The organism is Vibrio sp. MOR3 (assembly GCF_001557775.1).
GTDB lineage: Bacteria > Pseudomonadota > Gammaproteobacteria > Enterobacterales > Vibrionaceae > Vibrio > Vibrio jasicida.
Map to the genome: position 1 here is coordinate 602,121 of NZ_LNRD01000001.1, position 19,490 is coordinate 621,610.

At 45.3% G+C, this 19,490-nt stretch carries 22 protein-coding genes; 11 read left to right on the top strand and 11 right to left on the bottom strand.

The annotated features are described in order from the left end of the window. Positions 1–11 precede the first annotated feature (11 nt). From ATB76_RS02670 to ATB76_RS28410, 4 genes are all read right to left on the bottom strand, one after another. Positions 12–1,088, bottom strand: coding sequence for a PQQ-dependent sugar dehydrogenase (locus ATB76_RS02670; protein ID WP_061034545.1), 1,077 nt, complete (start codon positions 1,086–1,088; stop codon positions 12–14). 149 nt (positions 1,089–1,237) lie between these two features. Further along, complete coding sequence (gene yiaY, locus ATB76_RS02675; RefSeq protein WP_005442614.1) at positions 1,238–2,386, bottom strand: L-threonine dehydrogenase; 1,149 nt, start codon at positions 2,384–2,386, stop codon at positions 1,238–1,240. 334 nt (positions 2,387–2,720) lie between these two features. Next, the gene (elbB, locus tag ATB76_RS02680; protein ID WP_005442612.1) at positions 2,721–3,371 is read right to left on the bottom strand and encodes an isoprenoid biosynthesis glyoxalase ElbB; all 651 of its coding nucleotides are present in this window, start codon (positions 3,369–3,371) and stop codon (positions 2,721–2,723) included. A 12-nt stretch (positions 3,372–3,383) separates the two neighbouring features. Then, a complete protein-coding gene (locus ATB76_RS28410; protein WP_173400290.1) occupies positions 3,384–3,530 on the bottom strand; it encodes a hypothetical protein in 147 nt (48 codons plus the stop codon). Between the two features lie 129 nt (positions 3,531–3,659). Between ATB76_RS28410 and yddG the strand changes: the two genes are divergently transcribed. Further along, positions 3,660–4,562 carry an aromatic amino acid DMT transporter YddG gene (gene yddG / locus ATB76_RS02685; protein ID WP_061034546.1) on the top strand — a complete coding sequence of 301 codons (903 nt, stop codon included), beginning with the start codon at positions 3,660–3,662 and terminating at the stop codon, positions 4,560–4,562. 870 nt (positions 4,563–5,432) lie between these two features. Here yddG and ATB76_RS02690 read toward each other — a convergent pair. After that, positions 5,433–6,326 (bottom strand): cation diffusion facilitator family transporter, encoded by an 894-nt coding sequence (locus ATB76_RS02690; RefSeq protein WP_042605291.1) that lies wholly within the window; start codon positions 6,324–6,326, stop codon positions 5,433–5,435. Between the two features lie 175 nt (positions 6,327–6,501). Then, complete coding sequence (locus ATB76_RS02695) at positions 6,502–7,380, bottom strand: LysR family transcriptional regulator (RefSeq protein ID WP_038869630.1); 879 nt, start codon at positions 7,378–7,380, stop codon at positions 6,502–6,504. Positions 7,381–7,552: 172 nt separating this feature from the next. On the opposite strand from ATB76_RS02695, the gene ATB76_RS02700 reads away from it, so the two are divergent. Next, positions 7,553–8,128, top strand: coding sequence for a methyltransferase domain-containing protein (locus tag ATB76_RS02700; RefSeq protein ID WP_042605292.1), 576 nt, complete (start codon positions 7,553–7,555; stop codon positions 8,126–8,128). A gap of 63 nt (positions 8,129–8,191) precedes the next feature. On the opposite strand, the gene ATB76_RS02705 is transcribed toward ATB76_RS02700, so the two are convergent. After that, positions 8,192–10,162, bottom strand: coding sequence for an acetoacetate--CoA ligase (locus ATB76_RS02705; RefSeq protein ID WP_061034547.1), 1,971 nt, complete (start codon positions 10,160–10,162; stop codon positions 8,192–8,194). Positions 10,163–10,383: 221 nt separating this feature from the next. Here ATB76_RS02705 and phhA point away from each other — a divergent pair, with 221 nt between their 5' ends. Further along, positions 10,384–11,178, top strand: a complete 795-nt coding sequence (gene phhA, locus ATB76_RS02715) for a phenylalanine 4-monooxygenase (RefSeq protein ID WP_038869634.1) — start codon at positions 10,384–10,386, stop codon at positions 11,176–11,178. After that, complete coding sequence (locus tag ATB76_RS02720) at positions 11,168–11,506, top strand: 4a-hydroxytetrahydrobiopterin dehydratase (RefSeq protein WP_054823791.1); 339 nt, start codon at positions 11,168–11,170, stop codon at positions 11,504–11,506. The genes phhA and ATB76_RS02720 overlap by 11 nt, the downstream gene beginning before the upstream one ends. 272 nt (positions 11,507–11,778) lie before the next feature. Here the strand turns inward: ATB76_RS02720 and ATB76_RS02725 are convergent, their stop codons facing one another. Continuing rightward, positions 11,779–13,548, bottom strand: coding sequence for a choice-of-anchor I family protein (locus ATB76_RS02725; RefSeq protein ID WP_061034549.1), 1,770 nt, complete (start codon positions 13,546–13,548; stop codon positions 11,779–11,781). Between the two features lie 232 nt (positions 13,549–13,780). Here ATB76_RS02725 and ATB76_RS02730 point away from each other — a divergent pair, with 232 nt between their 5' ends. Next, the gene (locus ATB76_RS02730; RefSeq protein ID WP_061034550.1) at positions 13,781–14,125 is read left to right on the top strand and encodes a HopJ type III effector protein; all 345 of its coding nucleotides are present in this window, start codon (positions 13,781–13,783) and stop codon (positions 14,123–14,125) included. A gap of 52 nt (positions 14,126–14,177) precedes the next feature. On the opposite strand, the gene ATB76_RS02735 is transcribed toward ATB76_RS02730, so the two are convergent. After that, on the bottom strand, positions 14,178–14,486 hold the full coding sequence (locus ATB76_RS02735; RefSeq protein ID WP_061034551.1) for a cysteine-rich CWC family protein: 309 nt from the start codon (positions 14,484–14,486) through the stop codon (positions 14,178–14,180). A 161-nt stretch (positions 14,487–14,647) separates the two neighbouring features. Between ATB76_RS02735 and ATB76_RS02740 the strand changes: the two genes are divergently transcribed. From ATB76_RS02740 to ATB76_RS02750, 3 genes are read left to right on the top strand one after another with little or no spacing between them, the layout of a single operon-like run. After that, the gene (locus ATB76_RS02740) at positions 14,648–15,346 is read left to right on the top strand and encodes a DUF3313 domain-containing protein (RefSeq protein ID WP_045405120.1); all 699 of its coding nucleotides are present in this window, start codon (positions 14,648–14,650) and stop codon (positions 15,344–15,346) included. Positions 15,347–15,349: 3 nt separating this feature from the next. Next, complete coding sequence (locus ATB76_RS02745) at positions 15,350–15,565, top strand: DUF3820 family protein (protein ID WP_061034552.1); 216 nt, start codon at positions 15,350–15,352, stop codon at positions 15,563–15,565. Between the two features lie 41 nt (positions 15,566–15,606). After that, the gene (locus tag ATB76_RS02750) at positions 15,607–15,849 is read left to right on the top strand and encodes a hypothetical protein (RefSeq protein WP_020195304.1); all 243 of its coding nucleotides are present in this window, start codon (positions 15,607–15,609) and stop codon (positions 15,847–15,849) included. 163 nt (positions 15,850–16,012) lie between these two features. Here the strand turns inward: ATB76_RS02750 and ATB76_RS02755 are convergent, their stop codons facing one another. Next, positions 16,013–16,351 carry a hypothetical protein gene (locus tag ATB76_RS02755; protein WP_039976158.1) on the bottom strand — a complete coding sequence of 113 codons (339 nt, stop codon included), beginning with the start codon at positions 16,349–16,351 and terminating at the stop codon, positions 16,013–16,015. A gap of 484 nt (positions 16,352–16,835) precedes the next feature. Further along, positions 16,836–17,084 carry a hypothetical protein gene (locus ATB76_RS02760; RefSeq protein WP_038869647.1) on the bottom strand — a complete coding sequence of 83 codons (249 nt, stop codon included), beginning with the start codon at positions 17,082–17,084 and terminating at the stop codon, positions 16,836–16,838. 262 nt (positions 17,085–17,346) lie between these two features. Here ATB76_RS02760 and pcp point away from each other — a divergent pair, with 262 nt between their 5' ends. The 3 genes from pcp (at position 17,347) to ATB76_RS02775 (ending at position 19,474) form a co-directional block, all read left to right on the top strand. After that, positions 17,347–17,985 carry a pyroglutamyl-peptidase I gene (pcp, locus tag ATB76_RS02765; protein ID WP_061034553.1) on the top strand — a complete coding sequence of 213 codons (639 nt, stop codon included), beginning with the start codon at positions 17,347–17,349 and terminating at the stop codon, positions 17,983–17,985. A gap of 174 nt (positions 17,986–18,159) precedes the next feature. Continuing rightward, the gene (locus ATB76_RS02770; RefSeq protein ID WP_061034554.1) at positions 18,160–18,423 is read left to right on the top strand and encodes a hypothetical protein; all 264 of its coding nucleotides are present in this window, start codon (positions 18,160–18,162) and stop codon (positions 18,421–18,423) included. Positions 18,424–18,487: 64 nt separating this feature from the next. Then, entirely contained in the window at positions 18,488–19,474 is a 987-nt protein-coding gene (locus ATB76_RS02775) for a GTP-binding protein (protein ID WP_061034555.1), read from the top strand. Positions 19,475–19,490: the final 16 nt, after the last annotated feature.

Here is a 19,490-nt window from a genome sequence, read left to right on the forward strand (position 1 = left end):
GTCAGAGAAAACTATTTCTCCTCAAGACGAAAGATTTTGCCGCTGTCGGTAGAAAAATAGATATAGCCATCGGGGCTGATGGTTATATCTCTTACTCGCTCACCAAGATTCTCCATCAATCTTTTTGATTCGGTGAGCTTGCCATTCTCAATAGAGACCACGTTGATGTGCGCCAGCTTCAAGGCTCCGGTGAGGATTTTTCCGTCCAACTCTGGGTATTTATCGCCACGGTACAAAATCATGTTACTTGGTGCGATAGAAGGGATATATACCAGCTTGGGATCTTCCATTCCCGGTAACGACTTAGCTTCCCCGACGTCCAACGGACCCCAATATTCTTTACCATGAGAGACTTTAGCCCAGCCGTAGTTCGCGCCTTTCTTGATTAGGTTAATTTCATCGCCGCCGCGTGGTCCATGTTCAATCGACCACAGCTGTTTTGTTGCTTCGTCGTAAAACATACCTTGTGGGTTGCGGTGCCCGTAACTCCATATCTCAGGACGAGCTTCGGAAGGTTTGAATGGGTTGTCTTGCGGAACCGAACCATCAAGGTTGAGTCGAAGAATACTACCAGCATGGGTTTGAGTGTCTTGCCCATTATCACGTTCGCCACGGTCACCGATTGAGAAGTAAACTTTGTCGTCAATAAATGAAAGTCGACTGCCGTAGTGGCGACCTGTGTCGGTGATGGCATCAGCAACAAAGAGATCTTTCCAACCTACAAGCTGATTGTTTTGCAATTGCGCCGTCGCTAACGCCACCGTATTGCCTTTACTCGTGCGCTTGCTGTAGGTAAAGAAGAGTTGCGGGTTTTGCGTATCGGCATTCGGTGCGAGCGCGACATCCAATAAGCCAGCTTGTCCACTGGTGTTCACATCGGGGACGTTAAACAGCTTTTGAGGTTTGCCTGTGGTGATATCTAGCAACGAAACCGTACCGTTCTTTTCATTGACGATAACGCGTTGGTTATCTAAGAACTCGATCCCCCAAGGGATCTGAAATCCATTCGCCACTTCGTTAGCGCGGTATTCGGCAGCGTTGGCAGAAAAGGATAAACAAGCGAGTAGGGCAGCAGCAATCGTTCTCATGGTTCCTTCCAATATGAATCGTATTATTGCTTAAAAGCTAACACTAAAAGAGAACGTTTTGCAGAGCATGGATTGTATAAGAATGTAAAAAATCCCCGATACGAGATCGGGGATTGAATTAAGGCTAGAGAATTGTTTATGTAGCGAGATTACATCGCTTCTTCGAAGATCTTAGAGATTTCTTCGTGAGTTGCTTGTTTAGGGTTAGTGAAACCACAAGCGTCTTTCAGTGCATTGTCTGCTAGTGTTGGGATGTCTTCTAGTTTCGCACCAAGCTCTTTAATACCTGCTGGGATACCCACATCTTTCGCTAGAGTAACGATAGCGTCGATTGCTGCCGCTGCACCTGCTTCAGCAGACATGCCTTCTACGTTTACGCCCATTGCTTTCGCTACATCACGTAGACGCTCAGGACATACTTGTGCGTTGTAACGCTGTACGTGAGGTAGAAGAATCGCGTTACAAACACCGTGTGGAAGGTCGTAGAAACCACCTAGCTGGTGTGCCATTGCGTGTACGTAACCTAGAGACGCGTTGTTGAACGCCATACCCGCCATGAACTGTGCGTATGCCATTTGTTCACGAGCTTCTAGATCTTCACCGTTTTTCACTGCTGTGCGTAGGTAAGCTTGGATAAGCTCAATCGCTTTGATTGCTACCGCATCAGTGATTGGTGTTGCCGCGATAGACACGTAAGCTTCAATCGCGTGAGTTAGGGCATCCATACCTGTTGCCGCAGTTAGCGAAGCAGGTTTAGCTAGCATTAGCTCTGGATCGTTTACAGAGATAAGCGGTGTTGTATGCTTATCAACGATAGCCATCTTGATGTGACGCTCTTCGTCAGTGATGATGCAGAAACGCGTCATTTCAGATGCCGTACCCGCAGTCGTGTTGATTGCGATAAGTGGCATCATTGGTTTTGCAGATTGGTCTACGCCTTCGTAATCTGCGATTTTGCCGCCGTTAGAAGCAACAAGCGCGATACCTTTCGCACAGTCGTGTGGTGAACCACCGCCTAGAGAGATAACGAAGTCACATTCGTTATCAGTAAGAAGTGCCAAGCCGTCGTTAACGTTGCTGATAGTAGGGTTTGGTTGAGTGCCATCGAACACAACAGTTGCTACGTCGCGTTCTGTTAGTAGATCTTGAACCTGCTTTACTACACCGATTTGGTTAAGAATCTTATCCGTAACAATCAAACCTTTTTTAAAGCCTTGAGATTGGATGCTGTCTGCTGCGTCTTTCAGACAACCAGCGCCCATTAGGTTTACGGTAGGGATAAAAAATGCACTTGTCATATTGGATTGCTCCGTCGTTATTTTTAATAATCTTTCTTAATCTGGCATTTACTCTGGCATACCCCGTTCTTGATTTAGATTGATCTAGGACAAGTTTAACCCCTTAGGGGTATCTTGAGGGCTGAAAGTGTGATGGCAGTCTTGTTGCACAGTGAGATGGTGCAACACCTACTTAACGTAGCTGAAATATCTCATTTATTACGCAAACGATTGGCAAAAATAACAAGATTCGTACGGTTTATCTCTCAATTAGACTAAAGTATAAAAAATCCCCATTAATATGTAGTCTATCAATGGGTATTCGTATGGTGTGTTTTAAGCAAACGTTTTCGACTTAGGCGATTTTAACTAGCTTATCTACTAGTTTTTCAATGCCTGACGCAGCTTGGGAGATATTCTCCGCTAACATATAAGCTGGTGTTGAAAGCACGTTGTGTTTTTCATCGAAATGGATTTCATCCACCTGACAATTGACGTGCTCACCCCCCATATGACCGAATGCTGCTGCAGTGGCTTCATCGTTACCAATGGTGCCTTTTACACCTTGATCGTAAATCATAGGGATAATAGTTGGTGCGATGCATAAATAACCTGCAGGTTTGCCCGCTTGAGCGAATGCACGACACGCTTGGGCGACGTGAGTATTGATCGAACATTCTGCGCCTGAGACGGCGAAGTCGGTTAAGTTTTTCGCGGCACCAAATCCACCTGGAAGCAGTAGGGCATCGTATTCATCAACGTTAAGTTTGGCGACATCGTCAATGTTACCGCGAGCGATACGAGCTGATTCGATCAAGACGTTGCGTGTTTCATCCATTTCGTCACCGGTTAGGTGATTGATGACGTGGAGTTGGTCAATGTTAGGTGCAAAGCAGTGCCAAGTTGCACCTGCCTTCTCGATGGCGTAGAGCGCCAATACGGCTTCGTGGATCTCAGAACCGTCGTAAACGCCTGAACCACTTAAAATGACTGCGACTTTTTTCATGATTGGATTCCTTTACTCTGAACGTTCCTTAGATTGTTCTTTACTATCTAGACCATGCGTTTCCGAATGTGTTTCAACGTTTTCACTTTCGTCGTCTTCCTCATAGTAGCGCACAACAAACGGTGTCAGAATGACACTCGAAGGCAGAAAATGTTTCATATCGACTCCAACCGCTTAATAGAGTGGTTTTTATACCGATTTTGGAAAAAGAGTACGTTGAAGCGGATCATTTTTGAGTTAAGCTGCAGTTTCCTTTGGCATTCATGAGCAGTAGGTCACATAGATAACATGCAATCCTATCAGTTTCGTTTCACCCTTTATGGTTGTATCGCCATTCTCTCTTGGAGCTGTTTGCTAGGCATCGCTAGATTGGTGACAGAAAGTTTGGGACCTGTGGGCGGATCAGCCATGCTGTATTCTCTGAGCTCCATTTTTCTGTTGATTGTGGTTGGCATCCCAAAACGGTCGTATTTCTCACCCAAGTATTTAGTTCTCGGTGGGGCGATGTTTGTCTGTTACGAGATCTTCCTTGCGCTGGCGTTGGGCTACTCCAATTCTCGCTCTCAGGCGATTGAAGTTTCCATCGTCAATTACCTATGGCCTGCACTAACCGTTTTGTTTGCGGTATTGGGCAGTAACAAAAAGCCGAACTGGCTACTGTACTCGGCAGTTATGTTGGCATTCATTGGTGTCGCTTGGACGGTCAGTGGTGATAGCGGTTTATCACCAACGCAGTTATTGGCGAACATCAGCAGCAATCCGATTGTTTACTTTATGGCATTTGCAGGCGCAGTCATCTGGGCTGTGTATTGCAATCTGACTCAAAGACAACAATCGAAGCACAATGCCATTACTTTGTTTTTTATTGCGACAGCCATCTCTTTGTGGATCAAATACGCCTTTACTGATGAGCCGCCAATGGTATTCAGTTGGGAAGCGATGGGGTACTTAGTGGCTTCTGCAGCTTTAATGGCGGGTGGTTACGGATTATGGAATATCGCGATTGTTGGCGGCAATATGGTGTTTCTCGCAACCTTGTCTTACTTTACGCCGATTTTCTCTGCTCTGTTTTCTTCTATTATTCTGGGTGTCACTCTAAGCCACAGTTTCTGGCAAGGGGTCGTAATGGTAACGGTTGGTTCGTTGATGTGTTGGCTGGTCACTAAAGAGAAGCGCGAAGCTGCTGGATAAGTTTTCTGTAGGAGAGGGCAAGTTCACAAGCCACAGTTCAATGTACCAACCCCTCCTAACCTCCCCTTGTATTTGGCATCTACTCTCTCAACACCCCGAGTCAAAGGGGAGGGACTGGTTCTACATCCGAGGTTAGTCCATTGTGCACTATTAGCATACGCAGGATCACTATAAGAGTGGCGAGCTTAAGTTAGCAAAGAATAGCTCTCCTCCTTGAACGCCGCGTCCAAACACGAAGCAATTTCAGTCAATAAAAGGGAGAGCTGGTGGGGGCAAGTTCACAAGCAACAGTTCAATGTACCAACCCCTCCTAACTTGCCCTTGTATTTGGCATCTAAGCTCTCAACACCCCGAGCCAAAGGGGAGGGACTGTTCCTGCATCCGAGAATAAATCCATTTCCCACTATGAGCATTCGCCGGGTCAGTCGAAAAGCGGGTAGCTGAAGTTAGCAAAGAATAGCTCTCCCCCTTAATCGCCGTATTCAAATGCGAAGCAACTCAAGTCGATAAAAGGGGGAGTTGGAGGGGGGTACAAGTTCACAAGTCACAGTTCAATGTACTAACCCCTCCTAACCTCCCCTTGTATTTGGTATCTAAGCTCTCAACACCCCGAGTCAAAGGGGAGGGACTCGTCCTACATCTGAGGTTAGTCCATTGCGCACTATTAGCATTCGCAGGGTCAGTCGAAAAGCGGGTAGCTGAAGTTAATAAAGAATAGCTCTCCCCCTTAATCGCCGTATTCAAATGCGAAGCAACTCAAGTCGATAAAGGGGGAGTTGGAGGGGGTTGTAAGTGCATCAATCGAAGAAATAAAAAAGCTCCCGAGATTGGGAGCTTTTCTTTTGAGTTCTAATGATTTCTGGTGGTGCTCTAATACGCGACGTTCAATTGTAATTGAAGCTTGAATCTGTGCTTCGATAGTCGCTTAGTAAGCTGCTTACGAGTGTGCTCTAGCGTATCAAGCTCTAGTGTGTCGTCATCAACATGCACGTCCACATTTACTCGTAGCTCTTGACCAACTTTAGTAACGCCAGCCAGTTTCAATTGGTGCTCAGTCACTTTTTCGATGTCTGAAACGTCTTTACCAACGCTCTGACACAACTCTTTGCTTGGTGTCATCATTAACAGTTCGCGTAGGGCACCAACTAGCATATCAAATGGTACTTTAAGGAAATAGAAGCCCATTAATAGCATCATCATTGGGTCTGCATAGACGGCGTAGTGGGCGTATGATGTTAATGATACTAACCAAGCAGCGATAAAACCTGCTGTAACAGCAACACTTAAAAGCGTATCCATTTGCCATTGTTTTTTCTCAGCTTCGATTAAACCTGACGAGAAGCGACGGCTTTTCTTCGCCATAAACCACCAAGCGTAACCACAACCAACTACATTAACGACACCGAAGATAGTTGCAATAGAAGCATCAACCTCTCGGCCGCCTGACATCAGCGCGGTTACCGCTGAGAACAACGAGAAAGCAACCACAATTAGAATAACCGCTGCTTTGATAGCGATAACGATAGGTTCAAGTACAGCCTTGCCGAAAGGAAAAATAGATTTTGATGGCTTGCTGATGTAGTAAGAAGCTGCCAGTGACAATAAAGTTAACAGCAGACTGACCAGAGAATAAACACCGTCAAATACGATGACGATCGACCCAACAAGCAAGCCAAGTACCATCCCACCGACTGCAAACCCAGAAGCTAAAAGGGCTGAGAAGGTTAAGATTCGGTTTTCGTTTTTGCTTGTCCTGTCACACATAAAATATGCCTTTTATTTCTACACCCTTACATTGTTCTCTTCTGGGCGAATTTAAGCAAATTAAAACTGCGTGACATTTAATCGATATGAGATGGTTCTTTGGTGGTTTTCTTATTATTCAGTGACTTATGTTTGCTTCTTTCTGTCAATATATTTGACGCTCAGTGAAATATGTTTAGAAGTCGAATAAATACTCGCTTAATTTATCAGCCAGCCAACTCATTGCAGGGTGCTCTGTTTGCCCGTTTGGCACAAACATACAGTAGTCCTCTTGCGTCAAACCATAGGTGTGTTTGATCACTGCAAGTTTCTGATGTCTCAAATAATGTCGGATCAAAGGCTCTGGCAATACACCCCATGCGTCTTCTTCCAAAATGGTGTTTAGCATGTAGTCAAAACTGGAAAAACCAATGTATCGAGTAGAAAAGGGGTGGAGTTCCGGGTTGTCTTTTTCATTCAAGTACACCATCAAAGCTTGCATTTGGTTACGCAGGTCTTCATCGGTTACGCGGCGCATTTTACTCAGTTGGTGATCAAAGCCACAGACCGACATCATTCGAATTTTGCCTAATGGATTGTAGACAATATGCGGGTCGTCGACACGTTCGTAGTCCACACCAAATGCAAAGTCGACTTGTTGTGTACTGACTAAATTTGAAAGGTCACCACTGGACGCCAATATTAAGTTGAAGGTGGTTGAGGGGAAGCGATTATTGAGTGTGTGAGATAGCTCTTGCCATAATTCATCAGGAAGGGAGTCATCACGTGCGACCCAAACTTCTGCGTTGAACCCATCAGACACTAGAGCGCAGGTTTTCTTGATACGTTGAGCTGTAACAAGCAGGTTTTCGCAATCTTTATAAATCGCCTTTCCTGCTTCAGAGAGCATGAGTTGATTGCCCGTGCGAAGGAATAACTCAACATCTAAGTCTTTTTCAAGCGCCTTAATCGACATGCTGAGTTTGGTTCGATTGCAGTCTAATTGGCGTGCCGCCTCTGAGACGGAACCACACTCGGCAATGGTACAAAAAGCTTCAACTTGAGCTAAGTTCATGATTAGACGAGACCTAAAGTGAAATGGTAATAACGCGCAGTACGTTGGAATTGACTTTCTAATGGTAAGAAAGATTATCGAAAAAAACACGGATTCGCCAGATAAGTCTATGGTGTTTTAACGTTTTTGCGGTAATCTATGGGGGTTACAAGAAGTGAACATGGAGGCCACGATGGCACAAGATTGGGACGGCTTAGCAAAGAATTGGGAATCAAACCCAGCAACAGAACAATTTGCTCAGTCGGTGTTTGCACAGTTACAACAGCTTACTCAGCTTGATGGCATTAAAGTATTGGATTTTGGATGTGGGACTGGGCAGTTAAGCCAGCTGTTGTCACCATCCGCTAAAGACATTGTGGCATTGGACGCGTCCGAAGCTATGATCGAAGAGCTCGATAAGAAAGAACTTGTAAACGTTGAACCGGTAGTGGATGTGTTAACCCGTGGTTTGGTTGCTCAACATCCAGCGTTTCGTAATCAGTTTGATCTTGTAGTGGCATCTTCTGTGCTTGCATTCATTGATGATTTTGAAACCGCATTAAAGATTTCGCATTCATTACTCAATAAAGGTGGCTATTTTGTTCACTTCGATTGGGTTGCAGATTCAGCGAAAGAGGGCTTCACTCTAGCGAAATCAGAGAATGCACTTATCAAAGCAGGCTTTGCTGAGGTAGAAACGAAGAAGGTCTTCGAAATCACATCAGACGGGCACACAATGTCAGTATTAATGGGCGTAGGTCGCCGTTAATCTCCGATAAAGAACATAAGAAAAGCGAGCAATCTAGCTCGCTTTTTTGTTTCCTTCGATTCGCTAGACAAAAGTGAGTTGTCGAATTTCTTCTAAAACGTCTGGATTCGCAATCGCACCTAAGTTCTCGACTTCCTTGCCATTTATGACTTGTTTGACTGCAAGTTCCACCAACTTCCCTGAGCGTGTTTTAGGAATGTCGCTAATGGCGAAGATTTGGCTTGGCACGTGTCTTGGCGAGCAGGACGTTTTGAGGCGCGACTTAATCTCTGCTACTAACCTGTCATCTAAAGTGACACCCGAAGCGGTCTGCACAAACAGCCAGATTTGTTCATTGCGATCGACCTCTTTACCTACGGCAATGGAATCGACGATACCGTCAATGGCGTTTACCTGCTGATAAATCTCCGCTGTGCCGATGCGCACACCGCCAGGATTCAACAATGAATCGCTACGACCGTAGAAAACAAACCCACCTTTGGCGCTGCGTTCGACATCGTCACCGTGATGCCAGATATCATCGAACTTGTCCCAGTAAGCGTTGTGGTAGCGTTCCCCTGTATCGTTCCAAAAGCCGACAGGGAAGTTGGGCATGGAGTTGGTACAAACTAGCTCACCACGTTGTTCATTGACGCTTTGACCTTGTGAGTCGAACACTTGAACATCAATCCCCAAGCCAGCGTACTGACATTCACCACGATAAACAGGCGAGATAGGGTTACCTAATACAAAGCAGCCACAAATGTCTGTTCCGCCTGAAATAGAAGCCAAGTGCAAATCTTGCTTGATTCGTTGATACACGTAGTCAAACTGCTCTGGATAAAGCACTGAGCCCGTGGAGCACAGGGTTCTCAAAGCTGGGAGTGAGTAATCTTTGATAGGTGACAATCCGGCTTTTTCTATCGCCTCTAGATACTTGGCGGCAGTACCAAAGAGACTTACTTCTGCTCGCTGGGCTAAATCCCATAATACGTGAGGTGCTGGGTAAACTGGGCTCCCGTCAAAAATCACCAAGCATGCGCCACTCGCTAGAGCAGATACGTGCCAGTTCCACATCATCCAACCACAGGTTGTGTAATAAAAGACACGATCTTTAGGCTGAATATCTGAATGAAGTTGATGCTCTTTAAGGTGATTGAGAATCGTACCACCAACAGAATGCACGATGCACTTAGGCTTGCCAGTTGTGCCGGAGGAATAAAGCACAAACAGCGCGCTATTGAATTCCACGCGAGTGTAATGCAACGGAGCAGGGGAATATTGATTAAGGATGTTTTGCCAATCGTGAGTACAAACATCGCATTCGAATACATGCGGTTTGAGGTAACCGATCTGGCACACTTGTTTCAGTCCATCAAGATGATCCGCGATGTGATGGTTCTTCTCCGACATCTCGAAGGTTTTTCCATTAAAGGTATAACCATCGCAGGTAAAGAGAACCTTTGGCTTCACTTGCCCGAAGCGCTCAATAACGCTTTCTACCCCAAAATCAGGGGAGGTAGACGTCCAAGTTGCTCCTAAGCTGGTGGTGGCTAGCATTGCAATGACGGTTTGTGGCATATGTGGTAAATAACCTGCAACCACATCGCCTTGCTTAATGCCACATTCGACTAACCACTGCTGAACGCTCGAGACCTCATCACAAAGCTGCTTCCATGTGTAAGTATGTTTGTCGCCGCGTTCGTTTTCAAACCAAATCGCCAGCTCATCGGCTTGCTGCTCTGCCAAACTTAGCAGGTTCTCCGCATAGTTAACTTGAGCTTGAGGGAACCACACAGCATCTCGATTTTGCATTGGTGATTGCCAACGGCTTTCACCTTGTGCTTTTACGGTATCGCCTTGCGTGCCAATTAGGTCGCAAAATTGCCAAACCTCTTTCCAGAAATGCTCGTTATACGCCAAAGACCATTGGTGCAAATCAGAGTAGTTTTTGAGCTCGAACCCCTGCCGATTAATGTGCTCGATAAACTGCGTGATATTGGCTTGCTCGATTCGTTCTTCCGTCGGCTGCCAGACTTTGTTGCTCTCGCGCATAGCTCCCTCTATAACAAAGTTTTAACGTTTTCAGTCTGAGGTGAACCAGAAATAAAGTCAAACTCGTTGGAGAAACTAGCTCCTTATGTATATCAATGTGTTAGGTGTTAATGTAAAGAAAATGTTACACCTGAATTTTGAGTGGAAAATGGTCAGGGGATTGGAAGGACAAAAGAGTGTAGATAGGCTTAATGTAAAGGATTTGTTAATGGAGATGTGCAATGACTCAGTATCATTCAAAACCCGTCGATCAGGATGGAAGGGTAGAATGGAGCCATGAAGAGAATGCCATTTGGCGCGACTTGGTAACAAGACAAATGAGCGTGATTCAAGACCGTGCATGCAACGCGTATCTGCATGGACTCAAGCTACTCGATTTACCTCATGACCGCGTGCCACAACTGCCCGAAATCAATCGTGTTTTGATGGAAACAACGGGCTGGCAAGTGGAGCCAGTACCTGCATTGATCGACTTTGATCGTTTCTTCAATTTGCTTGGCAATAAACGCTTCCCTGTAGCGACATTCTTGAGAACGCGAGAAGAGTTTGATTACCTACAAGAGCCAGATTTCTTCCATGAGATTTTTGGTCATTGTGCCATGCTCACCAACCCTGATTTTGCCGCCTTTACCGAGCACTACGGACAGCTTGGACAAGCCGCGACACCAAAGCAGCGAGGGTACCTTGCGCGTCTATATTGGTTTACAGTCGAGTTTGGCTTGGTTCAAGAGGGTAATAAAACCAAAATCTACGGTGGCGGTATCCTTTCATCTCCGGGAGAAACCATCTATTCATTGGAAAGCGACATCGCGATTAGAGACGAGTTTGACCTGCAAACTGTGCTAAGAACCCCTTACCGCATCGACATCATGCAGCCGAAATACTACGTGATTGAAGATTTGTCCCTGCTTTTCCAAATTAGCCAACTGAATTTATTAAAACAAGCTGATCTAGCGATTGAAGCCGGATTGCTTCCACCACTTTTTGAACCAAAGGAACCTGCTCATGTTGAATGAACAAAAATGCGAAGCTTGTAGTATCGATGCCATTGCACTTAGTAAAGAGGAACAACAGTCTTTGCTGCTGCAATTGTCTGATTGGCAGATCATTGAGAGAGATGAGATTCCTCAACTTGAGAAGGTCTATAAGTTTAAGAACTTCAAGCAAGCGTGGGCGTTTAGCAACAAGATTGCTGAACTTGCAGAAGATGAATTCCATCACCCATCCATCTTGTTAGAGTGGGGCAAAGTGACCATCACTTGGTGGAGCCATTCTATTAAAGGCCTGCATAAAAACGACTTTATCTGTGCTTCGAAGTGTGACGCATTGGCTATTGAAAAGTAAAGCCGAGTGATTAAAGAGAGATTCCGGACATCTCGTTCCTCGATTCCGGAATGACGTTGGTTGTGATGGTACTACTTGGAGCTGGAAGACAGCTTTTCCACTTTGTAGGCTAGTATCGTTCTGAACTGCTAAGCTAGTTTCCGTCATTCTCGAGAGCGACGAAGGAGCGAGTCGGGAATCTCAATGCCAAACAATGTTAACGCGTTATAAAAAACGCCCGGACTGAAGTTCGGGCGCTTTACTTTTAATTTTGTTCTCTTGAAGAGCGAGAATTAAAGCTCAATTCGAAACACAGACGTCGTGCCTGACACTTCATTGCCTACTGCGATAAAGTGTTGTCCGTTACGAGCAAAGTAGTTGATTGACTCTGGCGCCAAATCACCTGCTTTTGGATTGTAAGTGTCGTTCGCACATTCGCCATCTTCCACTTCTGTACAAACTGGTTGGCTGTAATCACGACGGTTTACGTAATGCAAGAACTGCGCTTGCTTCGGGTCTGTGATGTCATAAATCATGATGCCACCTTGGCGCTCCAAACCGATGAACGCATAATGACGACCATTGATTTGTGCTACTTCAATCGCTTCTGGCTCAATGCCTTTGTCATCGCTGCGGTCATCGCCACTGTCATTGCTATCGTTGGTGCTGTTGAAGTTCTTACCTTCATTCATTAATGCGATGGTCGCGAAATCGTCACCACTATCGAAAACCAACTCACCGTTTTCATCCCAAATAGAGAATGAACGGGCGCCATACGCTTGAACATTGTCTTGCGCAGAAAGCGTTTGTTCAGGCTTAATCACTTTTAGACGCGCGAGTTGCTTGTTGTCTTTTAGCGCCTCTGCCAGCGGGTGATCTGCTGCGACTTTCAGCTTCTTGCCGCGCACTTCGTCAACATGGCTTAAATAGGTGCCTCGCTCTGAAGTATATTCATCTGTACCGAGGAAATCGTCTTCATCCCACTTAAAGCCCGCTTGGTCACACAGAGCTTGTGTTGTTTTGAAGCCATATTCACGACCGTCACCTTCGTTTGCAGAGAGTATGTACGTTTTACCGTTTACCGCGTAACTGTCCAAGGTATCTGGCATGTACAGACCAACCAGTTGAGGGTAGCTCTTAAAGTTGCCAATGATTTTGTCTTTGTTCGAAGCATCCAGTTTTGAATCAGACCAAGATTTCTCGCCCAGACCCACAATCCTCTCTATCGATTTACTTTCAGGGTTCACGATTGCCATTGCATTGTTTTCTTGCAGTGCAACGTAGATTTTTCCATTGTCAGCAAAGGTGAGGTATTCCGGTTCTAGATCTTGCGCCACCGTTGCATTTGGACCAGAGATTCGAACATCAACAGGCAACTCAGACTTACGAGTACCATCAAACTCATTGAAACCAATCTGCGTGACTTCTGCTTGGTTTACGCCTTGGCTCAAGTCGATCAATGTGATGCTGCCCTCTGGATCGACACTGTAGTCACCATTTGGCTCACCTTCGTTTGCTGTCGCAATGTATCTGCCATCTTTTGAGAAGCCGACCATGTCTGGCAGTGCGCCAGTAGGGAAGGTGGTGATCAGCGACAAATCATCCGAGCGGTACAAGCCAACAATGCCATTCGCCTGCTTATTACTGTTTTCAATCGCAACAGCGACTAAACCATTAAAGACAGCAACACTGTTTGCCGCACCAATTCCAACGCCTGCCGCTTCGCCCGCGCTGTTGAGATCAATGAGTGCGGTTTGCGTTGGCGAGCCGTTGTCATCCATAGAGAGCACATCGACACGCTTCGCTTGAGCGTTGACCACGTAAAGCTTGTCAGTACACGCATCATATTGAACGATTTCTGCTGCCGATGTATCGAACGGTGCGTCAGCGATAGACGTTCCCATAAAGGTCAAACCTTGGATGGATGTCTCCCCAGCAACAGGTGCTATCGATGCTTTACACTGAGCTGCAAACGAAGAGAGAGAGTCGTCAGGTTGAGATGAACATGCGATGGCAAGTGAAGATAATGCCAATACGCCTATTGCCTTAAATGGGGTGGTCATGATATTTCCTTATTAAGCAGATACAATGTTGCTCAATGCACCTAAATTAGATATCTATTCATTCACTACAACAGTGAGGAATAGTGCATTGATTGATGTGTTATTAAATAAGGCTCTGAATATATTTATGATTTATGACTCTTATATTGGCTTTTGATGAAACAAATGTGTCAGTTTTAATCTGAACGTATGTCGAACACTTAAGATGAAAAGACACTAGGAACTAGAAATAATGGAACTTAAAGAATTTTTGGATGCGCTAGCGGTATCACCTGAGACAGTAGAATTTGAAACGACAATGGCAGCCATTGAGGCAAACTACGCGTTTACGCCAGCGGCTTTTGTGAATGGTGAAACGCAGAATAATGCAGGTGAGAACAACGGCTCGTGCAAGATCTTCGCCTTTGGTCAATTGAACAACCTAAGCAAAGAAGCAACGTTGGCGTGTTTTGGTCGCTTCTACCGTGAAGATGTATTGGCGCACCCAGAGAACAACGACCATCAAAACATTCGTAACTTTATGGTGACAGGCTGGGATGGCGTGAAGTTTGAATCTCAAGCGCTAGCGCAGAAATAGCGCGCTAATAGTCTCGATTTCAATGACAAGCTAGTCAGCAAAGGACGACTAACTAGGCGACTGGCTTTTTCTCCAAACATTTACGACACAAACAAAGTTGCCCCGCTTCTGGCTTTGGTAGATCTCTGGTCTCAATATCAAAGCACCAACACGTCTCTTTCCCCGAAGCAATATCGCAGTGCGCGTTCGAGCCACATTCAGGGCAAGAGTGGGTTGAATCATTTCCAACCAATTGCTCGATGATCGCGTCTCGTTGAGCATCAGATTTATCTTTCCACTGCACGATTTCTTCCATGGTTCGGTGACAGCCAGAACAGATTCCACCGTTGTTTTTACAGGCCGCGCGGCAAGGTGACTTCATTATTTTTCTCGTTATGCTTTCCAGTAAGCGGCGTACTTTAACATGAAATTGTGCAGCGGGAAGCTCAATACTTGATTCAACAAAATATCCACTGAGTGAATAAATGCTGGTCAAATTTATATGGAATGGTAAGCTGTATAATCAAAGTTTGAGGAGTTGGTATGTTTAAGTCATTGGTTGAGCGCTTGTTTAAGGCGACGGTTGTTGTAACTCTGGGTTTCATCTTGAGTGGATGTGCAGGTGGTCCTGTCGTCAGTGCGACGAAATTCACCAGTTATGAAGATTTTCGTCCCGGACCAGAGGGTGGCGTTGATCTTGTTTGGGCCAGAGTTGGTTTGCGCGATGCTACTCGATTGAAAGAGAAAATGGATGAATACGATAGCGTGGTGATTGACCGAGTAATGGTTGTAGTTCAAGAATCTGAGCTCGATGATGAAGAAATCAATGAATTGACGACTTACATGGTTGAGCAGTTAAAAGCGCGCATCTCACCGGTCAAAAAGATTGTCGACCAACCCGGTGAAAAAACACTTCGCTTGAGCATTGCAGTCAGTAATGTAGAAACGCCTAACCCTCTTCTTGCGGTTACCTCAAGCATTCTTCCAGTTGGTTTAGGGATCTCGACCATCTCAAAAATCACGACAGGAGAGCACACTAATGTAGGTTCTGCGACCGTGGAGTTACTGGTGAGTGATTCTGAGAGTGATGCGCCTTTGTTCGCCGCGATTGATCGTCAAGCAGGAAATAAAGACTTCTCGACTATGATTGACTCTTTAGACGATGCTAAAGATGCAATTAACTGGTGGGTCGATCGCTTGGGTGTTACTCTTAGCCAAGATTTATCCCAACAGACTCCGTAGTATATGTTAGAAAAAGAAAACCTTATTCAACTCGCTCGAATGCAAATGCCGTTTGGCAAATACGCTGGGCGTGTTCTTATTGATCTTCCAGAAGAATACCTACTCTGGTTCGATAAAAAAGGTTTTCCGGAAGGGGAGCTAGGCGAACTGCTAAAGCTCTGCCTCGCACTTAAAATTGAAGGCTTGGACAGTGTTGTTAAGCCTTTAAAGCGCATGTAACCTGCCACAGAAACTCCCGATTTTTGATTTAAAGAATTACCATGAATTTTGATATTAATGCACTGAAACACCACCAACTGGTCGAAGATGGTCAACTAGAAGGGTGTTACCTTCATCAACCTGCAAAGGGCAGTCAGCAAGATGACAAAGCGGTTCTGGCAGAACGCCAAGCGTTGGAAAAGATGGGGTACAAGGTGATACAGGTTCAAGCGAAAGGCGGGACCACAACGTTTGCCGAAGCGATGCAGGAGTTTGCAAAGAAGACTGGCCACCAGCCTCAGTAATAAGGGGATTCAACCGATTCAACTACCTACCACTTTTCTCGCAATACCCTCGGCTTCATACAAAAGAGTCAGACTATCAAGCTGACTCTTTTTTTGCCCCATTCTTTGTAAGCAATGCTGCTCGCTAGTTAACCGCAGCATTGCCTTTCTCGTGGAATAATTTTCAGTTCATTCGGGTAATAAATGTTTGCTCATCATCCACAAAAGCGACAAATCCGCCGTGATAGATAAACACTCGCCCGCGTCCCTCGACTAAGCATGCTAGCTGTGGGTTCAAATCTTCTTCGTTATCTTGGCTTTCAAACGTGCCAGTATCCGTGATTACACCGTTGAGTGCAGGCAAATATCCATAAGTGCGTTTGGCTTGATCAATCAGGCTCAATTCACTGTCGATAGAGAAACAAGAGGGGATCGCACCAGCGTCTTCGATGAATATAGGTTTCAGTTCTTCAAAAGCTGTAATCACTAGCCAGTCGATGCCGTTTACATGATGGATAAACATAGAGTTGCTCGATAGTTTTGATGCGGAGATTCTATCACTATCAAGTACAGAACGTAGTAGAAATTTAGTTGTTCAAGGCGATAATTCTGTGCTACTTCCTGACATTCACCACGCCAAGTTGAGACAGGTTTCTGTCTAATATCAAGTGGCAATAACAAGCATACAGACATCTCTAAAAAAGCCCCGTATAGCCCAAGGCTGTCAAGCGGACTATAAGGGGCAAACAGAGCAACTAGGATCACTGCTCTGCGATGGTGTCTGGAAACGACAATTAGAAATCGCCTCCGAGATAAATTCTAGGAATTTCTTATCTTGTTTTGTCAGCGAAATGTCACGACTGGTTACCATGCAGACAAGCTTATTTTTTATTTTTGAACAATAGCTTAGAAAGCCAGCGGGCATTGTAGGAATGGGCTGAAATGCCTTACGGAGGGTGCAAAAAAGCTCGCGATATAAGCGAGCTTTTTGTCATTTAAAAGCAGGATTAATGCTTGCGCTGCGGGCCGTGACGAACGATGTCTTTTCCGTGTTCGTAAACGTGTTGAGAAACCCAACGTCCAAGAACTAATTGATGCTTTTCGTCCAATACTGCAACAAATGGACGGCCATCAGTGTTGGTTGTTGCTAATGCTACGCCAGCGACGCCTTCAAGACCTAGCGCGCCACTTTCAATTAGATGTAGGAAAGCTTCTAGCTCTTCCAATGTTTCGATAACGTGATTATCAATGTTCATTATCTTCGATCTCTTCGAATTGCAGATACTCAATGGTCGCGTACTCTACCTAACTTACCGTTAGAAACCAAGCTAGGATTTGCTCAGCAGAACATTGCTTTACAAGTTCAAGATAGGGGCTATCTCCAATTTTACGCTAAATGTAAGTCGCGATTTTGTGCAGTTCATTGCCGCGATGTAATAATACTTGGCTTTGTGACGCTAAGTTATTGTAAATTCGAGTATCAACCATTGAGTTTTACTATCAAGAGAAAATAGTCCGATGAAGAAAGTGTTAATGACAGGTTTTGAGCCATTTGGTGGTGAATCCATCAACCCTGCTTTAGAAGCAGTAAAGCGACTTGATAGAAAGAAACTCGATGGCGGCGAGGTGATGATTTGCCAAGTGCCCGTCACACGTTATGAATCTATCGATACCGTGGTTAACGCGATTGAGCAATACCAACCAGATATTGTCATCACAGTAGGGCAGGCAGCAGGGCGTGCAGCGATTACTCCAGAACGTGTGGCAATTAATGTAGACGACTTCCGTATCCCTGATAATGGTGGCCATCAACCGATCGATGAGCCAGTAGTTCAAGATGGCCCAGACGCTTACTTCACAACGCTGCCCATCAAGGCGATGACAAACGCTTTACAAAACGCGAGCATTCCATGCCAAGTATCAAATACGGCAGGGACGTTTGTATGCAATCACCTGTTTTATGGTATCCAGCATTACTTGCGTGATAAATCGGTACGTCATGGCTTTGTGCATATTCCTCTTTTGCCAGAGCAAGACGCTTTAGGCAACCAGCCAACCATGTCGTTGGATGTGATTTTTGAAGGGTTAGCACTCTTGGCTCAAGCAGCGATTGACAACGAATCTGACATTGCAGTCAGCGCAGGCCAAATTTGTTGATACACAAGCCAAATTCAAATCCTTAGATGAACGCCGAGCACCATTAAGCTCGGTGTTTTTGTATCTGTTAAGTCGCTCAAATTTTGTGGGGTATGAAAGGAGTAGCATTGACCTGTGAAATGGATAAGTAACACCGATTCACTTTGATCTCTCGTTCAAATAAGGCGAACTATCATGAAAAGCAATAGAAGTAAGATCATTGCACTTTCCTCTGCGGTTGTTTTCGCTTTGGCTATTGCCGCTTTAAAATTTGAAAACACCCTCGGACTGCTTCCAATCCTTGTAGCGATTGTCGCGTTTTTTACTTGTGTGATTCACACCAGCATGCACCTTTCTGGTGTTAAAAATGCGGATTCATTTGGTTATTACCAACAATCTCAGCAGACAAAAGCGAATGCGTTGCATAAAGGCTTAGACCCTCGCGATAAAAAGCGTTGAAGCAAGTCACATTCTCCGTATACTTTGGCAAAAGCATTTAAGCACAAGCTTGTCGGAGAAGAGCATGTCAAATCGAGTACCAACCAATATACTGACAGGATTTTTGGGTGTCGGTAAAACCACCGCTATCTTGAATTTATTGAAAAACAAACCAGAGAACGAGAACTGGGCTGTGTTAGTCAATGAGTTTGGTGAAATTGGTATCGATGGCGCGATGATGACTGACCAAGGCGCGATGATCAAAGAAGTGCCGGGCGGTTGCATGTGCTGCACGGCTGGCGTGCCTATGTCTGTTGGTATTACGGCTTTGCTGCGCCAGAACCCTGACCGTCTTCTTATTGAGCCGACGGGCTTGGGCCATCCAAAGCAAGTAGTTGCGACGCTAACGTCTGAGCAGTACCAACCGTATGTGGATCTTAAAGCGACGATTGCGCTGGTGGACCCGCGTAACCTAAGTAACGAGAAGTACCTTTCTAACAAAAACTTTGTTGATCAGCTTGATAGCGCAGATGTGGTCATTGGTAGCAAAGTTGACCTGTGTACAAGCCATGATATTGATGTTTTCAATGACTGGGTGACAGACCAAACGCCTTCTAAAGTGTTCAGTAAGCTGATTCACGACGGTGACTTATCGATTGAAGTGCTAGATATCGAACGGGTGCACGGCAGTGCTTCTTCTCATATTGAAGCGCATCATCATGATCATGCTCACCAAGAGCCTCAATTCCAACTACCTCCGGGTGAGGCTTTCATTCGTAAAGAGAACAAAGGGCAGGGTTACTTCAGCTGTGGTTGGTTGTTCGGCGCGGAATACTCATTCAATTTTGATCAACTGTTCTCCATGCTATCTGAGCTAACTGCTGAACGTGTGAAAGCAGTGATGAACACAGACCAAGGTTGCTACGCGTTTAACGTGGCGAATGGCGTGGTTTCAGTCAATGAAATGAGCCTACAGGGCTTCGAATCACGCCTTGAGGTTATTGACTCTCAATTGATGCCTTGGGACCAGTTGGAAGCGCTTCTACTAAAGCTTTGTGACATCTCAGAATAGACACCAACCAAGATGG